This is a genomic window from Synechococcus sp. Tobar12-5m-g (assembly GCF_024345415.1).
In the GTDB taxonomy this organism is placed as follows: domain Bacteria; phylum Cyanobacteriota; class Cyanobacteriia; order PCC-6307; family Cyanobiaceae; genus Regnicoccus.
This window is the reverse complement of the sequence record NZ_JAGQBB010000003.1, coordinates 39,646-53,749: the sequence shown is the minus strand read 5'-3', so window position 1 is coordinate 53,749 and position 14,104 is coordinate 39,646. Positions and strand designations below refer to the sequence as shown.

Here is a 14,104-nt window from a genome sequence, read left to right as displayed (position 1 = left end):
CTTGAATTCGCAGCAAGCTCGGGCAGTTGAGAATCGTCCGGAATCAGCCCAGCACCTCCAGCAGTTCGGCACGGCGGCCGGATCGAGCCAAGGCACGGCGGCCAGCGGCTCGGGCCAGGTGGCGCAGCTCGCGGACGGGCAGGGCCTCCAGCTGGCCCCCGGCAGCCGCTGGGGGTTCCACTGGGGCGATGGGAACCAACGGGGCTGGCTGGGCTTCCTGAGCTCCCTGGTGCCCTCTGGCGGGCGGCTGGGCTGGCGATGGTGCTGAGCTGAGCCTGGCGGTGCTCGGGCGCCCCCTGGCGGGCTCCCAGCCGGCGACGGCGAGCAGCAGGGCCAGTCCGTGGACGACGAGCAGGCGGGCCAGCAGGACCAGGGCCTCGATGGAGACGGCCGCGGCGACCAGGGCCAGCAGCAGAGCCCCCTCGGTTGGGTCGGTTGTGTGGTTCATGTGGTTGCCCCTGCCGGGGATCGAGAGCATCCGGCGGGGCAATACCAGCCCAGGGCCCCGAGCCCTGGTGGCCGCCGTGAGCGGCTGCTGGCAGGTGGTGAACAGAGAGCCGGAGCCCTCCAGGGAGCCGAGGTTTCCCAAGGCTCCGAGGAGGATTCAGCAGCAGCCCCACCCGGTTGAGTCGCGCTCACCCACCCGGTCGATCACCAGGCGGCAGCGGAGGCGGCCGGCGTCGAAGCCGAAGGTGGAGGTGGGCCCGCTCTGATCGGACCAGGAACCCAAACCGAACCCGGCGGGGCAGTGGTCGGCGTGGATGGCCAGCTCGAAGCCGAGGCAGACGGGCATGGCGAAGCCGGTGGAAGCGATGGTGCTGTTCATGGCGCTGATGCGGTGATGGTGATGTGAAACAGGCAGCGGCCCTGAGCGGTCGGCGTGAGCTGGTTGTGAGTGCTGGTGAGGCGGGCGTCCGGCGTCTGCTGCTGCCGGGTTCCGCTGCCTGCCGTGACTGTAGCGGGTCGTTCCGTGACGTGGTTGGGATGGGCAGGGATAGGCCAGGGATGGCAGCGCAGATCAACTGCAGCGCAATGGAGCACGAGATTATTACGAGTTGCAACAGCCCAGCAGCACTGCGCCGATGGCATGGGCCTCCCCCTCCCCCTCCCACCCCGCAGCAGCAGGGCCCAGGGCGACCACATCGAGACGACCGGCACCCACCCCCCTGCAGATTCCGAAGGGGGCAAGGGGGGGCTTCCAGCTGGTCCGCTATCGCGTCACCCATCACATCACGCGCCCCAAAATCACGACCCCCAAAATCATCGAATCCGGCGTGTGTGTGGTGTTGGTGGGGGTGGCGAAATTGCCGCCAGTTTCGATAGAGTGTGGGGAACATTCCACCTACTGGAACAATGCCATTCGATCCTCTGACTGGTGCGCTGATCAACGGCGGGATCAATGCGGTTCTGGGTGTGACGCAGGGGGTAGCCAGTGGAGCCGCCGCCGAACAGCAGTACCTGAACGACCTTGCCTTTCAGGATGCAAATGCTGAGTTTGCCCAGTGGCAGTCAGAGTTCACCAAGACATATACAGATGCCCAATCCCAACAGCAGTATTGGCAGGAGACAGTCAACTACAACCAGAACTTGGCTTATAGCAAGAGTCTGCAGAATTACGAGCTTGTCAAGGCCTACAACCAGGCCGAGCTGGTGGGCCAGACCCGGCAGGCGGCTGGTGGAAACTTTGTGCGATCGAGCGAGGCACTGAGTCAGCAGTTCGCCGAGCGGTCGATGCAGGATGCGGTCGCGTTGCAGCAGTACAACGTTGCAGCACTCAAGGGCCGTGCGTCGATCCGTGCCAGCGGGCAGGAGGGGGCGAGCATCGACCGGTTGATCAATGATTACTCCCGGCAGGCTGGTGACTACTCAACGATTCTGAACATCAACCAGAACCTTAGGAATCGCCAATACAACCGTGAGCAGGCGGGGCAGGTGGCGCAGTATCTGAGCCAGTACAACAGCCAGGACTTCTACCAGGCGCAGCCGTACATGGAGCCGATCGCACCGTTTGCACCGCTGCCCGCCCTGCTGGCCCCTGCAGCACCGACGATGACGGGTAGCGGGCCCAGTGGTGCTGGGGCAGCGTTGAAGATCGGGGAGAACCTGCTGGGGGCCGCGGCCACTGGGGTCAACACCTACAGCAGCCTGAGCAAGTGGACGGGATCAGGGAAGACTGGGGGGTGAGGGGCGTTGGTTGCCTAGTTAGGCCCCGGTCGGGGCTTCGTTCCCTTCTGACTCTCAACATCCAGGGTTACTGCAAGGGTTGAAGAACCCGACTAGGAAGGCTGAAGCAAATGAGCCCACTGCCATGTCAGGCGATTCTCAGGGAGACAAGGACTCTCCTGGCGACAGTCAGCCAGATCAAGTTGAGCCCCTTCAACCCCTGGAGGGGGAAAGCCACGGGGAGTTCTCTCAGCGCGCGCTCCCCGCCACTATGCGCTGGCTGCGGGTCAAACGGCGCGTGGAGGAAATAAGAGCAAGCAGGGCCCGCACCGTGGCGGCTGGGCTGCAGGAGCAGATGGAAGACGGCACCTATCGGTTCAAGATGCCCACCCCTGAGGAGGCAGAGGCCGACCCGAAAGCGGCATGGAAGAAGCTGGACGAATGGGGGAAAGAGCCTGAGGCCCCAGCAACGCCTCGACCGTCTCAGGCTGAGCCTTTGCCAACCCCCAAGACCCTGGCCACTGGCATCCAGGAGCAGGCGGAAGACGGGACCTATCGGTTCAAGCCGGTCACGGCAGAAGAAGCCAAGACCATGACGACGGCCGACGTAACCAGGCGCATGGACGAATGGGCGAACGCTGGGGAGACTCCCAACCCTGAGGCGAAGCCCGTGGATCTCCCAGCTACCCCTAAACCAATACCACCCCAATCACCTGTGACAAAGAAAGGCCCCAATTGGAAGTTAGCTTTCATCCTTGTGTTCGCTGGTTCAGTCGTAGGAAGCTGCAATGGATACCAGCTCCACCTCAACCGTGAGGCCGACCTTAACCGTGAGCGGGGCAAGAAAGAGGCAGCAGCCCAAGCTGTAACCGAGAAAGCCGAAGAGGTGCGAGCGGCCGATTCTGTCCCACCGGAGATTAAGCAAAAGTGGGAACGTTACCAGGCCTGCTTAGCCGCAGGAGACACAGTTGCCGTCCATTCGGTTGATAGCCAGTGGATGCGTTACTGCTTGAACTGAGAGATAGAACCTGAAGCAACCCATGGCATCCCCATGGGCTCCACCGTCTCCCACCCGTGAGCCCGCAGCATTGGAGCCTGAAGTCATAACTAAAACTGGGCAACACTTCTTCGCTACATGTCAGGCCTCAATGTAATCATCTCCAAGAACTAATCGCACTTGAGCTTCAAGCTGCGGAACTAAGTCAATTACACGTTTGATCTTGCTTTGGCGAATGCTTTCAATTGCTGATGAATCCATGGAAGAAAACAAGGACTGTGCAGTAGTCTCGGTGGCTCTAGGTGGCTTTGGCCGAAGTCGGATTGCTTCGGCATCCCGATCAAGCAGTTGGATCCTATTGTAGATATTTATACAACAGTCTACAGCTTCATGATGTCTGCACTTTTCGTTTAGCTCTTCTTTTGAATAAACAGAGGCAAGCCTTGAAATTGACGCATACCATACACTGCTCTTCACTGGAGGGAACGGGTTGTTGATTACGGCACTCGCCATCTGGCCATAATTCAACTTCCCTTGCCCTTCGCTCGATCCATCTTTGCATGAATTGACTACAGCTTGCCAGAACTCCAAAAGCAGTGAATGGTTTCGTGATATTTCTCTGTCTACGATTTTGCGAATTGAACTATTTAGTAAGTTTTTGTCCCTTTGATAGCGGATGAACTCGGCAAACTGAGATAGAAGAAAGGCAAGAACGACGGCCAGGATTGGTATCGGGGCTTGATTTAGCTCAAACTCAGCCATGAGGATGTGTCCTATAGCAAGGAACTGTATGGCCATCAGTTTGGCTGTGTGCCGGCGGTGGCAGATCACCTTCACCTGATGACCGGTGATGCCTCCGAGGCAGTCATCGGGGTTTTCCCTCCACCGGTGGGGACCACCAGGAGGGGGGCTTGCTTTGCCCTGAGGGCCTTCCGGGCACGGTCGATCAACTCCTGTTGATACGGGCGGAGGGTGAACCCCCGAAGGCAGCCAGGGACCGTGGTGCTGCAGTGGTGCCCATAGCACTGTGACAGTGATGAGATCACCATGGCGATGCTGGTGTTCGCCCTGGCGGCCAACGCCTCGGTGCAGCTCTGGGGGGCGAGCGCCAGCTGGAGCCGGGCCACCGAGCAGCGCCAGGACACCCTGCGCCGCATCGATGCCGATCTGCTCCGGCGGGAGTACGCCCTGCGCCAGGCGGCCCTGGCCTGGCAGGCGGAGGCACCGGGCTGCGAGGTCGCAGCCCAGCGGCTGCGCCAACAACTCGAGGCGGACGGCGCCCCCCTGCCGGCCGGGGTGAGCCGCCAGGTGAGCACCGAGGCGGCCGCCGGGGCGAACGCCTTCTGGCTCGTTTACCGGGCCGAGCCGCTAGGGCTGGAGCGCCGCCGCCTTTTCAGCGCCTCGGCCCATGGCCTGTGCCCCCCGCCCGAGGCCGAATCCGCTCCCCTCACCGACAGCGAGGTGGGGGCATGAGCACGCGACTGAGCCAAAACGGCCGGCTTCTTCCGCGCCGCGGTGACCTGGCGGGCGGCTCCACCCTCACCGAGCTGCTGGTCACGGTGGCGGTGCTGGGCCTGCTGGCCGGGCTGGCCATCCAGGCGGGCAGCGAGAGCCTGGCGCGGCAGCGGCTGGAGGCGGCGACGCGGCGGCTGGCCCAGGGCATCGAACGCGGTCGGGCCGAAGCGCTCCAGCGGGGCGAGCCCTGCGGCCTGAGCCTCTCGGAGCAGGGCTGGCAGCCACCGGAGGCCGGCAGCCTCACCGCCTGCAGCACCACTGTGCTGGAGCTGGCCGAGGGGGTGGAGAGCGGCGCGGTGTACCTCAACCACAACCTGCCGGAGGTGTTGCGCTTCAGCAGTAATGGCCTGGTGCTCGACGGCGGCACGGTGGTGCTGACCAGCGCAGGCACGCCGTTGCGCCGCTGCCTGGTGATGGCGCTGCCCCTGGGCATCGTGCGGCTGGGCCGCTACGGCGGCGGCCCCTCCGGCGCGCCGGACAGCACCCTCTGCCAGCCCGATTCCACCCTGTGACCGCGGGCCTGCCCGCCGCAGGATCACCGTTTCCTTCCCCCTGCTTCGCTCTTCTTTTTTGCTCCCTTTCGATTCCTCCCCGCCATGTCGTTGTCGCTGCCGCTGCGCTCTCCACGTCCCGGGCGCCCTTGCCAGGGCCCCCACCACCAGGGCGGCTTCTCCCTAGTGGAGCTGCTGCTGGCGATGGGCCTGGGCCTGCTGTTCTGCGGAGTGGTGATTCAGTCCTTGCTGGGGGAAGGACAGAACGCCCAGCGCTTCACCCGGCTGCTGCGGGAGCGGGCCAACCAGAGCCGCGCCCTGGCCCTGGTCCGCGCCGATCTGCAGCGGGCCACGGCGGTGGCGGCCGACCCCGAGCGCCAAGGCTCGGTGTGCGGCCTGGCGGGGCGCACGGCGGTGCTGCAGCTCAGCACACCGGAGGGGCCGATCACCTACTCGGTGGGGACGGCGCCGAGCGGCATCTGGCAGGGGCGGGTGCTGATGCGCTGCGGACCCGCCTTCGGGCTGAACGGCCAGGTGGCGGCGGGCACGGCGTTCCAGAGCCGGGTGGTGATCGACGGCCTGGCCGCCAGCGCCACCCCCTGGCAGGGCTGCGGCTCCTTGCTGGCTCCAGGCCCTGGGGCCGCCCCAGTGGACCTGAACGGTTCAGCCCGCCTGCCCTTCTCGGCCTGCCTCGACCCCAGCACCCAGCTGGTGGCCCTGCGGCTGGAGCAGCACTTCACGGCGGGCGGCGGATCCTCTCAGCGCATCGCCAGCGAGGCGGTGGCGGGTGCGGGGTAGGGGGGCGGCCATCAGGTGGCCGAACGCCCTGTTCTTTCTCGATAACCTGTCCCTATGGCCCAGCTCGCCAAGCTTGGAGAGCAGCGCCGCCAGGAGCGAATCGCGCAATTGCGCACCGGCATGCAGCAGTTGGTGGTGGGCCAGTGGGGCTTGGAGGTGTGGCTGCACTCCTTCTGTGAAGCCTTCGGCTACGGCTCCTTGGCCCGGTCGATTGGGATGTCCGCTCGGATGTTGACCTGCTCGCCCTGGCCCCGAACCGAGCCGAGGCGGAGGGCCTGGCGGATTCCCTGCTCGCCGCCCGCCTGGCCGATGACGAAATCCCCCTCGACGCGGCTCAATGGCGGGAGCTAACGGGGCAACGACCCCTACTGGCGTGGCATCTGCCGGGATGTGCCGTGGCTAAATGACCTCGTGGCGGCGCGGCGTTGATGACCCCCCGGGTGGAGGCCTGGCTGCTGCAGGTGCGGGATGATCTGGCCATGGCCGACTCGCCTTCACTGGCGGCTTCCATGCCCAGGCGTGCCACCACGCCTGCCAGGCGGTGGGAAAGGCGCTCAAGGGACTGGTAATCGCCCTTGGCCAGGAACCGCCGCGAACCGATTCTTTAGAACGGTTGGTGGAGGCGGCGCCGGTGGCCGGCGTGGACACGGCCGCGTTTCAGGGCCTGCGCCTGAAACGTGCTGAGTCGCATGGCGAGCGCCACTCGCTCCCGGATGGCGATGAAGCCCCGCGGGACCTCTCCGATCCCCTGGATGCCGAGCAGTCCCTGGCCACTGCCTGTTTGGTGCTCTGGTGCGTGGAAGGGTTGGTTTGATCCCGTACGACAAAAGGCCGAAGCTGAGGGACACTTTGGCGATGCAGAGACCGGTGCGTTGACCTCCATCCGCCGCAGCCTCCAGGCCAGCAGCCTGCTGGCGGTGCTGGCCGGCTACGGACTGCTGCTGCTGGCAAACCGCCAGCTGGCTGCCGAAAACCGGATTGCGATCCACAACGACGGTGTCGACCAGCTGGAGCGCCAGCTCACCCTTCCGCCGACGCCCCCGTATGCGGCGGCCCTGCAGCGGCGGATCAACCAGGTGGTGAGCCCTTCGGCGCTGGTATGGCTGGAGCTGGAGCCCGGCCGGCCTTACCAAGAGCCCCGCAGCGCCGCGATTCAGATCCCCACCGGCTCGATGGGGCGGCTGCTGGCGACTGCCGGAGCCTTCGCCAAATCCAGCTTTCGGCCCAGCAGTTTTGAGATCGATGGCCGCACCTACATCAGCTCCACTCGCCTGGTGCCCGTCGGAAAAAGCGTGGCGGAGCTTTACGTGCTGGAGGATTTCAGTCTCGATGCCGATCGGGTGCGGCAGACCCAGCTGCTGCTGATCGCCTTCGCCGGCATCACCGCCCTGTTCACCAGCTTTCTGCTGCGGCTGGTGTTACGGCGGGGGCTCCGGCCGCTCGATCAGCTCGGCGCCGGCATCGCCGCGATCCAGGCCGACAGCCTGGGCCACCAGCGCCTGGGGCAGCAGCCCCGTCCCGAGGAACTCCAACCGATCGCGCTCGCCTTCAATGCCCTGCTCGATCGCCTTGCCGCTTCGTTCGAGCGCCAGCGGGCCTTCGCCGATGGGGTGGCCCACGAGCTGCGAACACCAATCACCCTGATCAGCGGCTATGCGCGCAACCCCCAATACCTGGCCCTGATCCAGAGCGAGGCGGAGCGGATGGGGCGGCTGGTGAGCGATCTGCTCGAGATCGCCCGCGACGACACCGGCCAACTGGTGCTCAGCCGCCAGCGGCTCGATGTGGAGCAGGAGCTGCTCAAGGCCTACGAGCGGCTGGCCGGCCATGCCGGGGCGCGGCTGCGGCTGTGCCCTCCCCAGGAGGGCACAGCCCTGGAGGCCTCGGGCGACGGCGACCGGCTGCAGCAGTGCCTCACCAACCTGGTGGAGAACGCCCTGAAGCACACGCCTGGCGATGCCTTGATCGAATTGTTCGCCACCCCCGCCGATGCCGCCACCGACAGTTCCGCCGCCGTGGTGGTACACGTGAGGGACCGGGGAGCGGGCGTGCCCGATGCAGAGAAGGAGAGGATCTTCGAGCGCTTCGTGCAGGGGAGCAGCAGCCCGGCCACCCAGGCGGCCCGCCGGGGTGGCGGCATTGGCCTCTCGGTGGTGCGGCTACTGATGCGGCGGATGGGTGGCGAGGCGCGGGTGGTGGACGGGACGGGCGGTGGCGCCGATTTTCAGCTGAGCCTGCCTCGCTTCACTCCTTCACAGCCCCCTCCTTCAGCATGAATCCCACGCCGCGCACGGTGTGGATCAGGGTGGGCAGGCCGGGAGTTTCGATCTTCTTGCGCAGATAACGGATGTAGACATCGAGCAGGTTGTCGTCGCCGTAGTGGTTCTCACCCCAGACCGTCTTGAGGATCGTGCCGCGTTCATGCACCCGGTTCGGGCTGCTCAGCAGGCAGCGCAGCAGGTCGTACTCGCGCACGGTGAGGTGGACCTGGGCGCCGTTGCGAAACACCTCGCGGGTGCCAGTGTTCATGGTGAGGTCGGACAGGCTGAGCTGCTCGCCCTCGCTGCCGTTGACGTGGAAGCTGGTGCGGCGCAGCCGGGCCCGGATCCGGGCTAGCAGCTCCTCGATCGAGAAAGGCTTGCTGATGAAATCGTCGGCGCCGGAGTCGAGCGCTTCGACCCGGTCACGCACATCGTCGCGGCCGGTGAGCATCAGCACCGGCATGGTGAGGCCGCTTGCGCGCAGGCGCCGGCAGATCTCCACCCCGCTGAAATCGGGCAGACTCCAGTCGAGCAGCACAAGGTCGTAGGGGATGGGGCTCTCGCGGATCAGGCTGAGGGCGCTCTGGCCACAATCGGCTTCCTCGAGGTCCACCCCTTCCACGGCCAACTCGCCGACCAGAAAGCGGCGCATCTCACAGTCGTCGTCCACGATCAGACCGCGGTTCCGAGCGGCCCCATTGCCATTCATGCCGAGGAGCCCATCAAAACGTTCAGCAGGCTGGGAAGCGAGGAAGCCGCTTTAAGGTAGGGACCGACTGGAGACATTTTCTTAAAGAACCATGAGAGGCCCTGGAGGCTTCCCCTGGTTTGAGGGTTTTTCTCAATTCCTGAGAAGTCCGGAGGTTTCCTCGATGTTCGGCTGCCTGCCGCCGCCATGACCCTGTCCCTGCCCGGGGCGCTGCTCCGCTGGCGCCCCACCGATCTCTCCGGCCGCATGGCGCGCTGGGGTCTGGTGATCGTGCTGGTCTATGCCCTGCTGGCGGTGGCCACCCCCCTGCTGATTCACACGGGGTTGCTGCCGGATCCCAATGCCGGGCTGGACAGCCCGATTTATGCGGCCCCGTCGCTGGGCCGCTGGTGCGGCACCGATCGGCTGGGGCGTGACGTGTGCGTGCGCACCCTGGCCGGCAGCGGCGTGGCGCTGCAGGTGGTGCTGCTGGCCCTGATCACGGCGCTGTTGATCGGCGTGCCGCTCGGGATGCTGAGCGGCTACCTGGGCGGCTGGCTCGACCGGATCCTGGTGCTGCTGATGGACACGCTCTACACCCTGCCGGTGCTGTTGCTCTCGGTGGTGCTGGCCTTCCTGCTGGGGCGGGGCCTGCCGAACGCGGCGGCGGCGCTGTGCGTGGTGTACATCCCGCAGTACTTCCGGGTGGTGCGCAACCAGACGGCCCAGGTGAAGGCCGAGCTTTACGTGGAGGCGGCCCGCTCCCTGGGGGCTGGGCCGCTGTGGATCCTGCGCCGCTACCTGCTGCGCAACGTGATCACCTCGGTGCCGGTGCTGCTCACCCTCAACGCCGCCGATGCGGTACTGGTGCTCGGCGGCCTCGGCTTCCTCGGCCTGGGGCTGCCGGAAGCGATCCCGGAATGGGGCGCCGACCTGCAGCAGGCACTCACCGCCGTGCCCACCGGTATCTGGTGGACGGCCCTCTACCCCGGCCTGGCGATGTTCGTGCTTGTGCTGGGGCTCTCGTTTCTAGGGGAGGGCATGGAGGCCTGGGTGAGCGGCAGCGATGGGGGAAGGGGGAGCTGACGGACTGGGGGAATGATGGAGAGATGGGCCGAATAAAAGCCCATCTGATTACGCATCAGGTCGAACTGTTCTTTGGTGAACCGTTGCGAACCTGCTGCCTTGAAGGGTCTGAATCCTGTATCCAGATGGTCTGGCGATCGACCTGAAAAAGCAGAACCTTCAGCAGCACCTTGGTCACCGGGTTGTGGTTCCCCTGAGTCGTGATCCCAGGCTGAATGGCCATCTTCTAGGGGGTGGCGTTAGATCCGAGCCCGGCCAATGGGCTCCAGCAACGCGCCTACGCGATGGCCTGGCATCCCACCACCGTGGATGCCATCAACCTGGAAGGCCCCCTTGGACGCATCACGCCAGATCAGCTGGCGGATGTGCTGCAGCGGATCTCAGCAGCCCTGGATCCTGGGATGCAGGAACCAGGGCAGTGTGAGTGATCAGGGCCATGGGGTATTCAGACAAGGACCCTGGGCATCGTGGGTTCTATTCGCTGGTGCTCTCCCCTCACACCACCAGCACCGCGGCATTCCTTGCCTTCTGCTGCTCCACCCGCTGGGCTTCGTTGAACCCATCGGCGCCGGGGATCTGCTCGGCCATTGCCCCCAGCCATTCCTTCAGTTGCTCGAGCTGCTTCTCCGCCGGCAGGACGCTCAACCCCCTGGCCAGCACCTTGGCCGTACTGCCGGAGCCGCCCTGATACACCAGCCGGCCGTGCAGGTGCTGGGGCAGGCCCTGGCGCAGCAGCCGGAAGGCGGGCTCCTCCATCGGCGTTTCCAGCACAATGTTCGGCTTCTCCGGCTTGATGCGCGAAAATCCGCAGCGTTTGGCCAGCAGCTTCAGTTCCATCAGCTGCAGCAGGCTCGCCACCGGTGCCGGCAGGGTGCCGTAGCGGTCAATCCAGCCGGCGGCCAGCTCCAACAGGGCATCCCGGCTGCCGCAATCGGCGGCGGCCCGGTAGGCGGCCAGCTTCTCGTCGGCTTCGGTGATCCAGTCGGCCGGGATGAAGGCGGTCACCGGCAGATCGATCTGGGTGTCCTCCACGGCCGGGATGTCCTGGCCCTGGATCTCCGCCAGGCACTGCTGCAGCATCTCCATGTAAAAATCGAAGCCGATCGTCTCTAGCTGGCCGCTCTGCTCCACCCCCAGCAGGTTGCCCACGCCCCGGATCTCCATGTCGCGCATGGCCAGCTGGTACCCGGACCCCAGCTGGGCGAACTCCTGGATGGCCCGCAGTCGCTGCCGCGCCGCCTCGCTCAGGGAGGCATCGCCCGGATAGAACAACCAGGCGTGGGCCTGGACGCCACTGCGGCCCACCCTTCCCCGCAGCTGATAGAGCTGGGCGAGACCGAACTTGTGGGCGTCCTCCACCAGGATCGTGTTCACCCGGGGGATGTCCAGGCCCGATTCGATGATCGTGGTGCAGAGCATCACATCGGCCTCACCGGCGTTGAAGGCCACCATGGCGCTCTCCAGCTCCCCTTCGGCCATCTGGCCGTGGGCCACCAGCAGCTTCAGGCCTGGCACCATCTCGCGCAGCTGACCCGCCACCTCCTCAATTCCCTCAACGCGGGGCACCACGTAGAACACCTGGCCGCCGCGGTCGAGTTCCTGGCGGATGGCGCTGCGCACCGCCTCCTCATCGCGGGCGGCCAGGTGCGTTTTGATCGGGCGGCGCAGCGGCGGCGGCGTGGTGATCAAGCTCATCTCCCTCACCCCCGAGAGGCTCATGTAAAGGGTGCGCGGGATCGGCGTGGCGGAGAGCGTCAGCACGTCCACGTCTTTTCGGAGCGCCTTGATCTTCTCCTTCTGGTTCACGCCAAAACGCTGTTCTTCGTCCACCACCAGCAACCCCAGCTGCTGAAAGCTCGTGCCCTTGGAGAGCAGCTGGTGGGTGCCCACCACCACATCCACCTTCCCCGCCTCCAGGCCATCGAGGATCGTCCTGCGCTCGGCGGTGGTGCGGAAGCGGTTGAGCAGGGCCACCTTGAGCGGATAGGGGGCGAAGCGTTCGCTCAGCGTGCGCCAGTGCTGCTGGGCCAGCACCGTGGTGGGGGCCAGCAGGGCGCACTGCTTGCCGGCCGTCACCGCCTTGAAGATCGCCCGGATCGCCACTTCCGTCTTGCCGAAGCCCACATCCCCACACACCAAACGGTCCATCGGCTGGGCCTTTTCCATGTCGCGTTTCACCTCGGTGATCGCCTTCAGCTGATCCGGCGTGGGCTCGTAGGGAAAGGAATCCTCCAGCTCCAGCTGCCAGGGACCATCGGGGGGAAAGGGGAAGCCCGGCGACTGGTGCCGCTCGGCATAGAGCTTGACCAGATCGAGCGCCACCTTGCGCACCGCCTTGCGGGCCCGCTCCTTGGCCTTGCTCCAGGCCACGCCGCCCATGCGGTTGAGCTCGGGCGGGCTGTCGGTGCTGGCCCGGTAGCGGCCGAGGCTGCCCAGCTGGTCGGCCGCCACCCGCAGGGTGCCGTCGGCGTACTGCACCACCAGGTAGTCGCGGGATTCGCCGCTGATTGCCAGCTTCTCCAGCTTCAGGAAACGGCCGATGCCGTGGTTGCGGTGCACCACGAAATCGCCGGGCTGCATCTTGCCGGGATCCACCGTGCGGCTGGCCGCCTTGCGCCGCCGCCGCACGTAGCCGCTGGCGGCCAGGCTGTGCTGGCCGAAGAACTCCCGGTCCGTCAGGAGCACCAGCTTCCAGGCCGGCAGCTGCAGCCCCTCCAGCTCGGCGGTTCCCTTGAACTTGAGCGCCACCGGCGTGTGCTGGCCGATCAGCCGCTCGATCGCCGGGAAATCGTGGGGGTTGGGCACGAAGCGGCAGATGCAGTCGTGCTCCTCCAGCAGCGCCACCGCCCGGCTCGGCTGGGCCGACACCAGCCACACCCGCGCTTTCTCCTGCTGATACCCCTTCACCAGGGCCGCCAGGCGGCCGAACTGGTTGGGATGGGCCGCAACGGCCCGGCTGGCCAGATCGAAGCTGTTCGGATGCCGGTCGGTTTCGTGCAGCTCGGCCAGATCGAAGCCGGCGAAGGCTTCAGCGGCCTGCAGGGCCTCGGCGATCGGCCGGTGCAGGGCGGGCAGCACCTTCCCATCGGCGTGGTGCGCTTCAGCGTGCTCGAACCACTGCTGGCCGTGGGCCAGGACCTGGCGCCGCTCATCGATGGCGATCAGGGTGTGGGGCGGCAGATAATCCAGCAGCGAGGCGGGCCGCTCCCAGGCCAGGCCCATCAGGCGCCGCATGCCCTCGGGCGTGCCGCCCTCCAGCAGCTGATTGAGGGCTTCGGGGCAGAGCAGGCCTTCGAGCCCATCCGGCATGGTTTCCCGCAGGGCCTCGGCCACCAGCGGCCCGTAGCCGGTGGGGGTGAGCCGCACCGCCTCGATCGGATCCAGCGAACGCTGGCTGGCGGGGTCGAACTCCCGCAGCTTCTCGAGGGTGTCGCCGAAGAACTCCAGCCGCACCGGCAGCTCGGCGCTCACCGGATACAGATCGACGATGTCGCCGCGGCGGCTCCAGCTGCCCTCCTGCTCGATCGTCGGCACCCGCTCGTAGCCCAGCCGAGTCAGCGTGGCGGCCAGCTCCTCGAGGTCCACCACCTGGCCCTTGCGCAGACTCAGGCACTGGGCGGCCAGGGCGGCGGGCGGCGGCAGGTGGGGCTGCAGGGCCCGCTCGGTGGCAACCACGGCTCCACGCCAACTACCGGCGCCGCGCCACTGGCCCCCTTCCACCAGCTCGCTGAGCACCTGCAGCTGGCCCCAGGTGATTTCGCTGGTGGGATCGAACGCCTCGTAGGGCGAGCCTTCGCTGGTGGGGTAGAGGGCAGCCGTTGGCCAGCCCATCAGCTCCAGCAGGGCGCTCCACCGTCCCGCCTCCTCCAGGGTGGGCACCACCACCAGCAGGGGCGCCTCGGCCAGCCTGGCCAGGGCGCTGGCGATCAGGGCCCGTCCCGCTCGGCCGGCGCCGCTCAGGCGCAGCCGCTGCGGCCTGCGGCTCCGTTCGAGCACCTCGCCGGTGAGGGGCACCTGCTCGAGCTGGCGCACCAGGGCGGTGAGGGGCATCGGGGAGCGTTGGGCGGAGGGCTTCGATCCTGCCAGCTCCGCGTCAGCATGAGAC

The 14,104-nt window shown here is 66.3% G+C and carries 15 protein-coding genes and 1 pseudogene; 9 read left to right on the top strand and 7 right to left on the bottom strand.

Annotated features, from left to right (window positions below; all coding sequences use genetic code 11):
* Positions 1 to 43: 43 nt before the first annotated feature.
* Positions 44 to 589 carry a hypothetical protein gene (locus KBY66_RS03195; RefSeq protein WP_255087709.1) on the bottom strand — a complete coding sequence of 182 codons (546 nt, stop codon included), beginning with the start codon at positions 587 to 589 and terminating at the stop codon, positions 44 to 46.
* 15 nt (positions 590 to 604) lie between these two features.
* A complete protein-coding gene (locus KBY66_RS03190; RefSeq protein WP_255087708.1) occupies positions 605 to 826 on the bottom strand; it encodes a hypothetical protein in 222 nt (73 codons plus the stop codon).
* A gap of 527 nt (positions 827 to 1,353) precedes the next feature.
* Between KBY66_RS03190 and KBY66_RS03185 the strand changes: the two genes are divergently transcribed.
* Both KBY66_RS03185 and KBY66_RS03180 read left to right on the top strand, forming a co-directional pair.
* Positions 1,354 to 2,184, top strand: a complete 831-nt coding sequence (locus KBY66_RS03185) for a hypothetical protein (protein WP_255087707.1) — start codon at positions 1,354 to 1,356, stop codon at positions 2,182 to 2,184.
* Between the two features lie 124 nt (positions 2,185 to 2,308).
* Positions 2,309 to 3,181 carry a hypothetical protein gene (locus KBY66_RS03180; RefSeq protein ID WP_255087706.1) on the top strand — a complete coding sequence of 291 codons (873 nt, stop codon included), beginning with the start codon at positions 2,309 to 2,311 and terminating at the stop codon, positions 3,179 to 3,181.
* 120 nt (positions 3,182 to 3,301) lie between these two features.
* Here KBY66_RS03180 and KBY66_RS03175 read toward each other — a convergent pair whose 3' ends face one another.
* Positions 3,302 to 3,958 (bottom strand): hypothetical protein, encoded by a 657-nt coding sequence (locus KBY66_RS03175; protein WP_255087705.1) that lies wholly within the window; start codon positions 3,956 to 3,958, stop codon positions 3,302 to 3,304.
* A 249-nt stretch (positions 3,959 to 4,207) separates the two neighbouring features.
* Between KBY66_RS03175 and KBY66_RS03170 the strand changes: the two genes are divergently transcribed.
* The 3 genes from KBY66_RS03170 (at position 4,208) to KBY66_RS03160 (ending at position 5,964) form a co-directional block, all read left to right on the top strand.
* Entirely contained in the window at positions 4,208 to 4,633 is a 426-nt protein-coding gene (locus tag KBY66_RS03170; RefSeq protein ID WP_255087704.1) for a hypothetical protein, read from the top strand.
* Entirely contained in the window at positions 4,630 to 5,187 is a 558-nt protein-coding gene (locus tag KBY66_RS03165) for a GspH/FimT family pseudopilin (RefSeq protein ID WP_255087703.1), read from the top strand. Before KBY66_RS03170 ends, KBY66_RS03165 begins: the two co-directional genes overlap by 4 nt.
* Positions 5,188 to 5,271: 84 nt before the next feature.
* The gene (locus KBY66_RS03160; RefSeq protein WP_255087702.1) at positions 5,272 to 5,964 is read left to right on the top strand and encodes a prepilin-type N-terminal cleavage/methylation domain-containing protein; all 693 of its coding nucleotides are present in this window, start codon (positions 5,272 to 5,274) and stop codon (positions 5,962 to 5,964) included.
* A 188-nt stretch (positions 5,965 to 6,152) separates the two neighbouring features.
* On the opposite strand, the gene KBY66_RS03155 is transcribed toward KBY66_RS03160, so the two are convergent.
* A complete protein-coding gene (locus tag KBY66_RS03155; protein WP_255087701.1) occupies positions 6,153 to 6,302 on the bottom strand; it encodes a hypothetical protein in 150 nt (49 codons plus the stop codon).
* A 158-nt stretch (positions 6,303 to 6,460) separates the two neighbouring features.
* Here KBY66_RS03155 and KBY66_RS03150 point away from each other — a divergent pair.
* Positions 6,461 to 6,778 (top strand): annotated as a pseudogene (locus tag KBY66_RS03150) (HEPN domain-containing protein); the annotation flags it as partial.
* A gap of 58 nt (positions 6,779 to 6,836) precedes the next feature.
* Complete coding sequence (locus tag KBY66_RS03145; protein WP_255087700.1) at positions 6,837 to 8,240, top strand: sensor histidine kinase; 1,404 nt, start codon at positions 6,837 to 6,839, stop codon at positions 8,238 to 8,240.
* On the opposite strand, the gene KBY66_RS03140 is transcribed toward KBY66_RS03145, so the two are convergent.
* Positions 8,209 to 8,934 carry a response regulator transcription factor gene (locus tag KBY66_RS03140; protein ID WP_255087699.1) on the bottom strand — a complete coding sequence of 242 codons (726 nt, stop codon included), beginning with the start codon at positions 8,932 to 8,934 and terminating at the stop codon, positions 8,209 to 8,211. The two genes, KBY66_RS03145 and KBY66_RS03140, sit on opposite strands and share 32 nt — an antisense overlap.
* Before the next feature lie 186 nt (positions 8,935 to 9,120).
* Here KBY66_RS03140 and KBY66_RS03135 point away from each other — a divergent pair, with 186 nt between their 5' ends.
* Entirely contained in the window at positions 9,121 to 9,999 is an 879-nt protein-coding gene (locus KBY66_RS03135; protein WP_255087698.1) for an ABC transporter permease, read from the top strand.
* 55 nt (positions 10,000 to 10,054) lie between these two features.
* On the opposite strand, the gene KBY66_RS03130 is transcribed toward KBY66_RS03135, so the two are convergent.
* Entirely contained in the window at positions 10,055 to 10,177 is a 123-nt protein-coding gene (locus KBY66_RS03130; protein WP_255087697.1) for a hypothetical protein, read from the bottom strand.
* Between the two features lie 55 nt (positions 10,178 to 10,232).
* Here KBY66_RS03130 and KBY66_RS03125 point away from each other — a divergent pair, with 55 nt between their 5' ends.
* Complete coding sequence (locus KBY66_RS03125; protein WP_255087696.1) at positions 10,233 to 10,427, top strand: hypothetical protein; 195 nt, start codon at positions 10,233 to 10,235, stop codon at positions 10,425 to 10,427.
* 67 nt (positions 10,428 to 10,494) lie between these two features.
* Here the strand turns inward: KBY66_RS03125 and mfd are convergent, their stop codons facing one another.
* Positions 10,495 to 14,049, bottom strand: a complete 3,555-nt coding sequence (mfd, locus tag KBY66_RS03120) for a transcription-repair coupling factor (RefSeq protein WP_255087695.1) — start codon at positions 14,047 to 14,049, stop codon at positions 10,495 to 10,497.
* Positions 14,050 to 14,104: the final 55 nt, after the last annotated feature.

Excerpts from the sequence above, each read along its gene's own strand:
- KBY66_RS03135 (WP_255087698.1), top strand. The coding sequence starts at position 9,121 with ATGACCCTGTCCCTGCCCGGGGCGCTGCTCCGCTGGCGCCCCACCGAT.
- KBY66_RS03180 (WP_255087706.1), top strand. The coding sequence starts at position 2,309 with ATGTCAGGCGATTCTCAGGGAGACAAGGACTCTCCTGGCGACAGTCAG.
- KBY66_RS03170 (WP_255087704.1), top strand. The coding sequence starts at position 4,208 with ATGGCGATGCTGGTGTTCGCCCTGGCGGCCAACGCCTCGGTGCAGCTC.
- KBY66_RS03190 (WP_255087708.1), bottom strand. The coding sequence starts at position 826 with ATGAACAGCACCATCGCTTCCACCGGCTTCGCCATGCCCGTCTGCCTC.
- KBY66_RS03160 (WP_255087702.1), top strand. The coding sequence starts at position 5,272 with ATGTCGTTGTCGCTGCCGCTGCGCTCTCCACGTCCCGGGCGCCCTTGC.
- KBY66_RS03165 (WP_255087703.1), top strand. The coding sequence starts at position 4,630 with ATGAGCACGCGACTGAGCCAAAACGGCCGGCTTCTTCCGCGCCGCGGT.
- KBY66_RS03140 (WP_255087699.1), bottom strand. The coding sequence starts at position 8,934 with ATGAATGGCAATGGGGCCGCTCGGAACCGCGGTCTGATCGTGGACGAC.
- KBY66_RS03185 (WP_255087707.1), top strand. The coding sequence starts at position 1,354 with ATGCCATTCGATCCTCTGACTGGTGCGCTGATCAACGGCGGGATCAAT.
- mfd (WP_255087695.1), bottom strand. The coding sequence starts at position 14,049 with ATGCCCCTCACCGCCCTGGTGCGCCAGCTCGAGCAGGTGCCCCTCACC.
- KBY66_RS03175 (WP_255087705.1), bottom strand. The coding sequence starts at position 3,958 with ATGGCCATACAGTTCCTTGCTATAGGACACATCCTCATGGCTGAGTTT.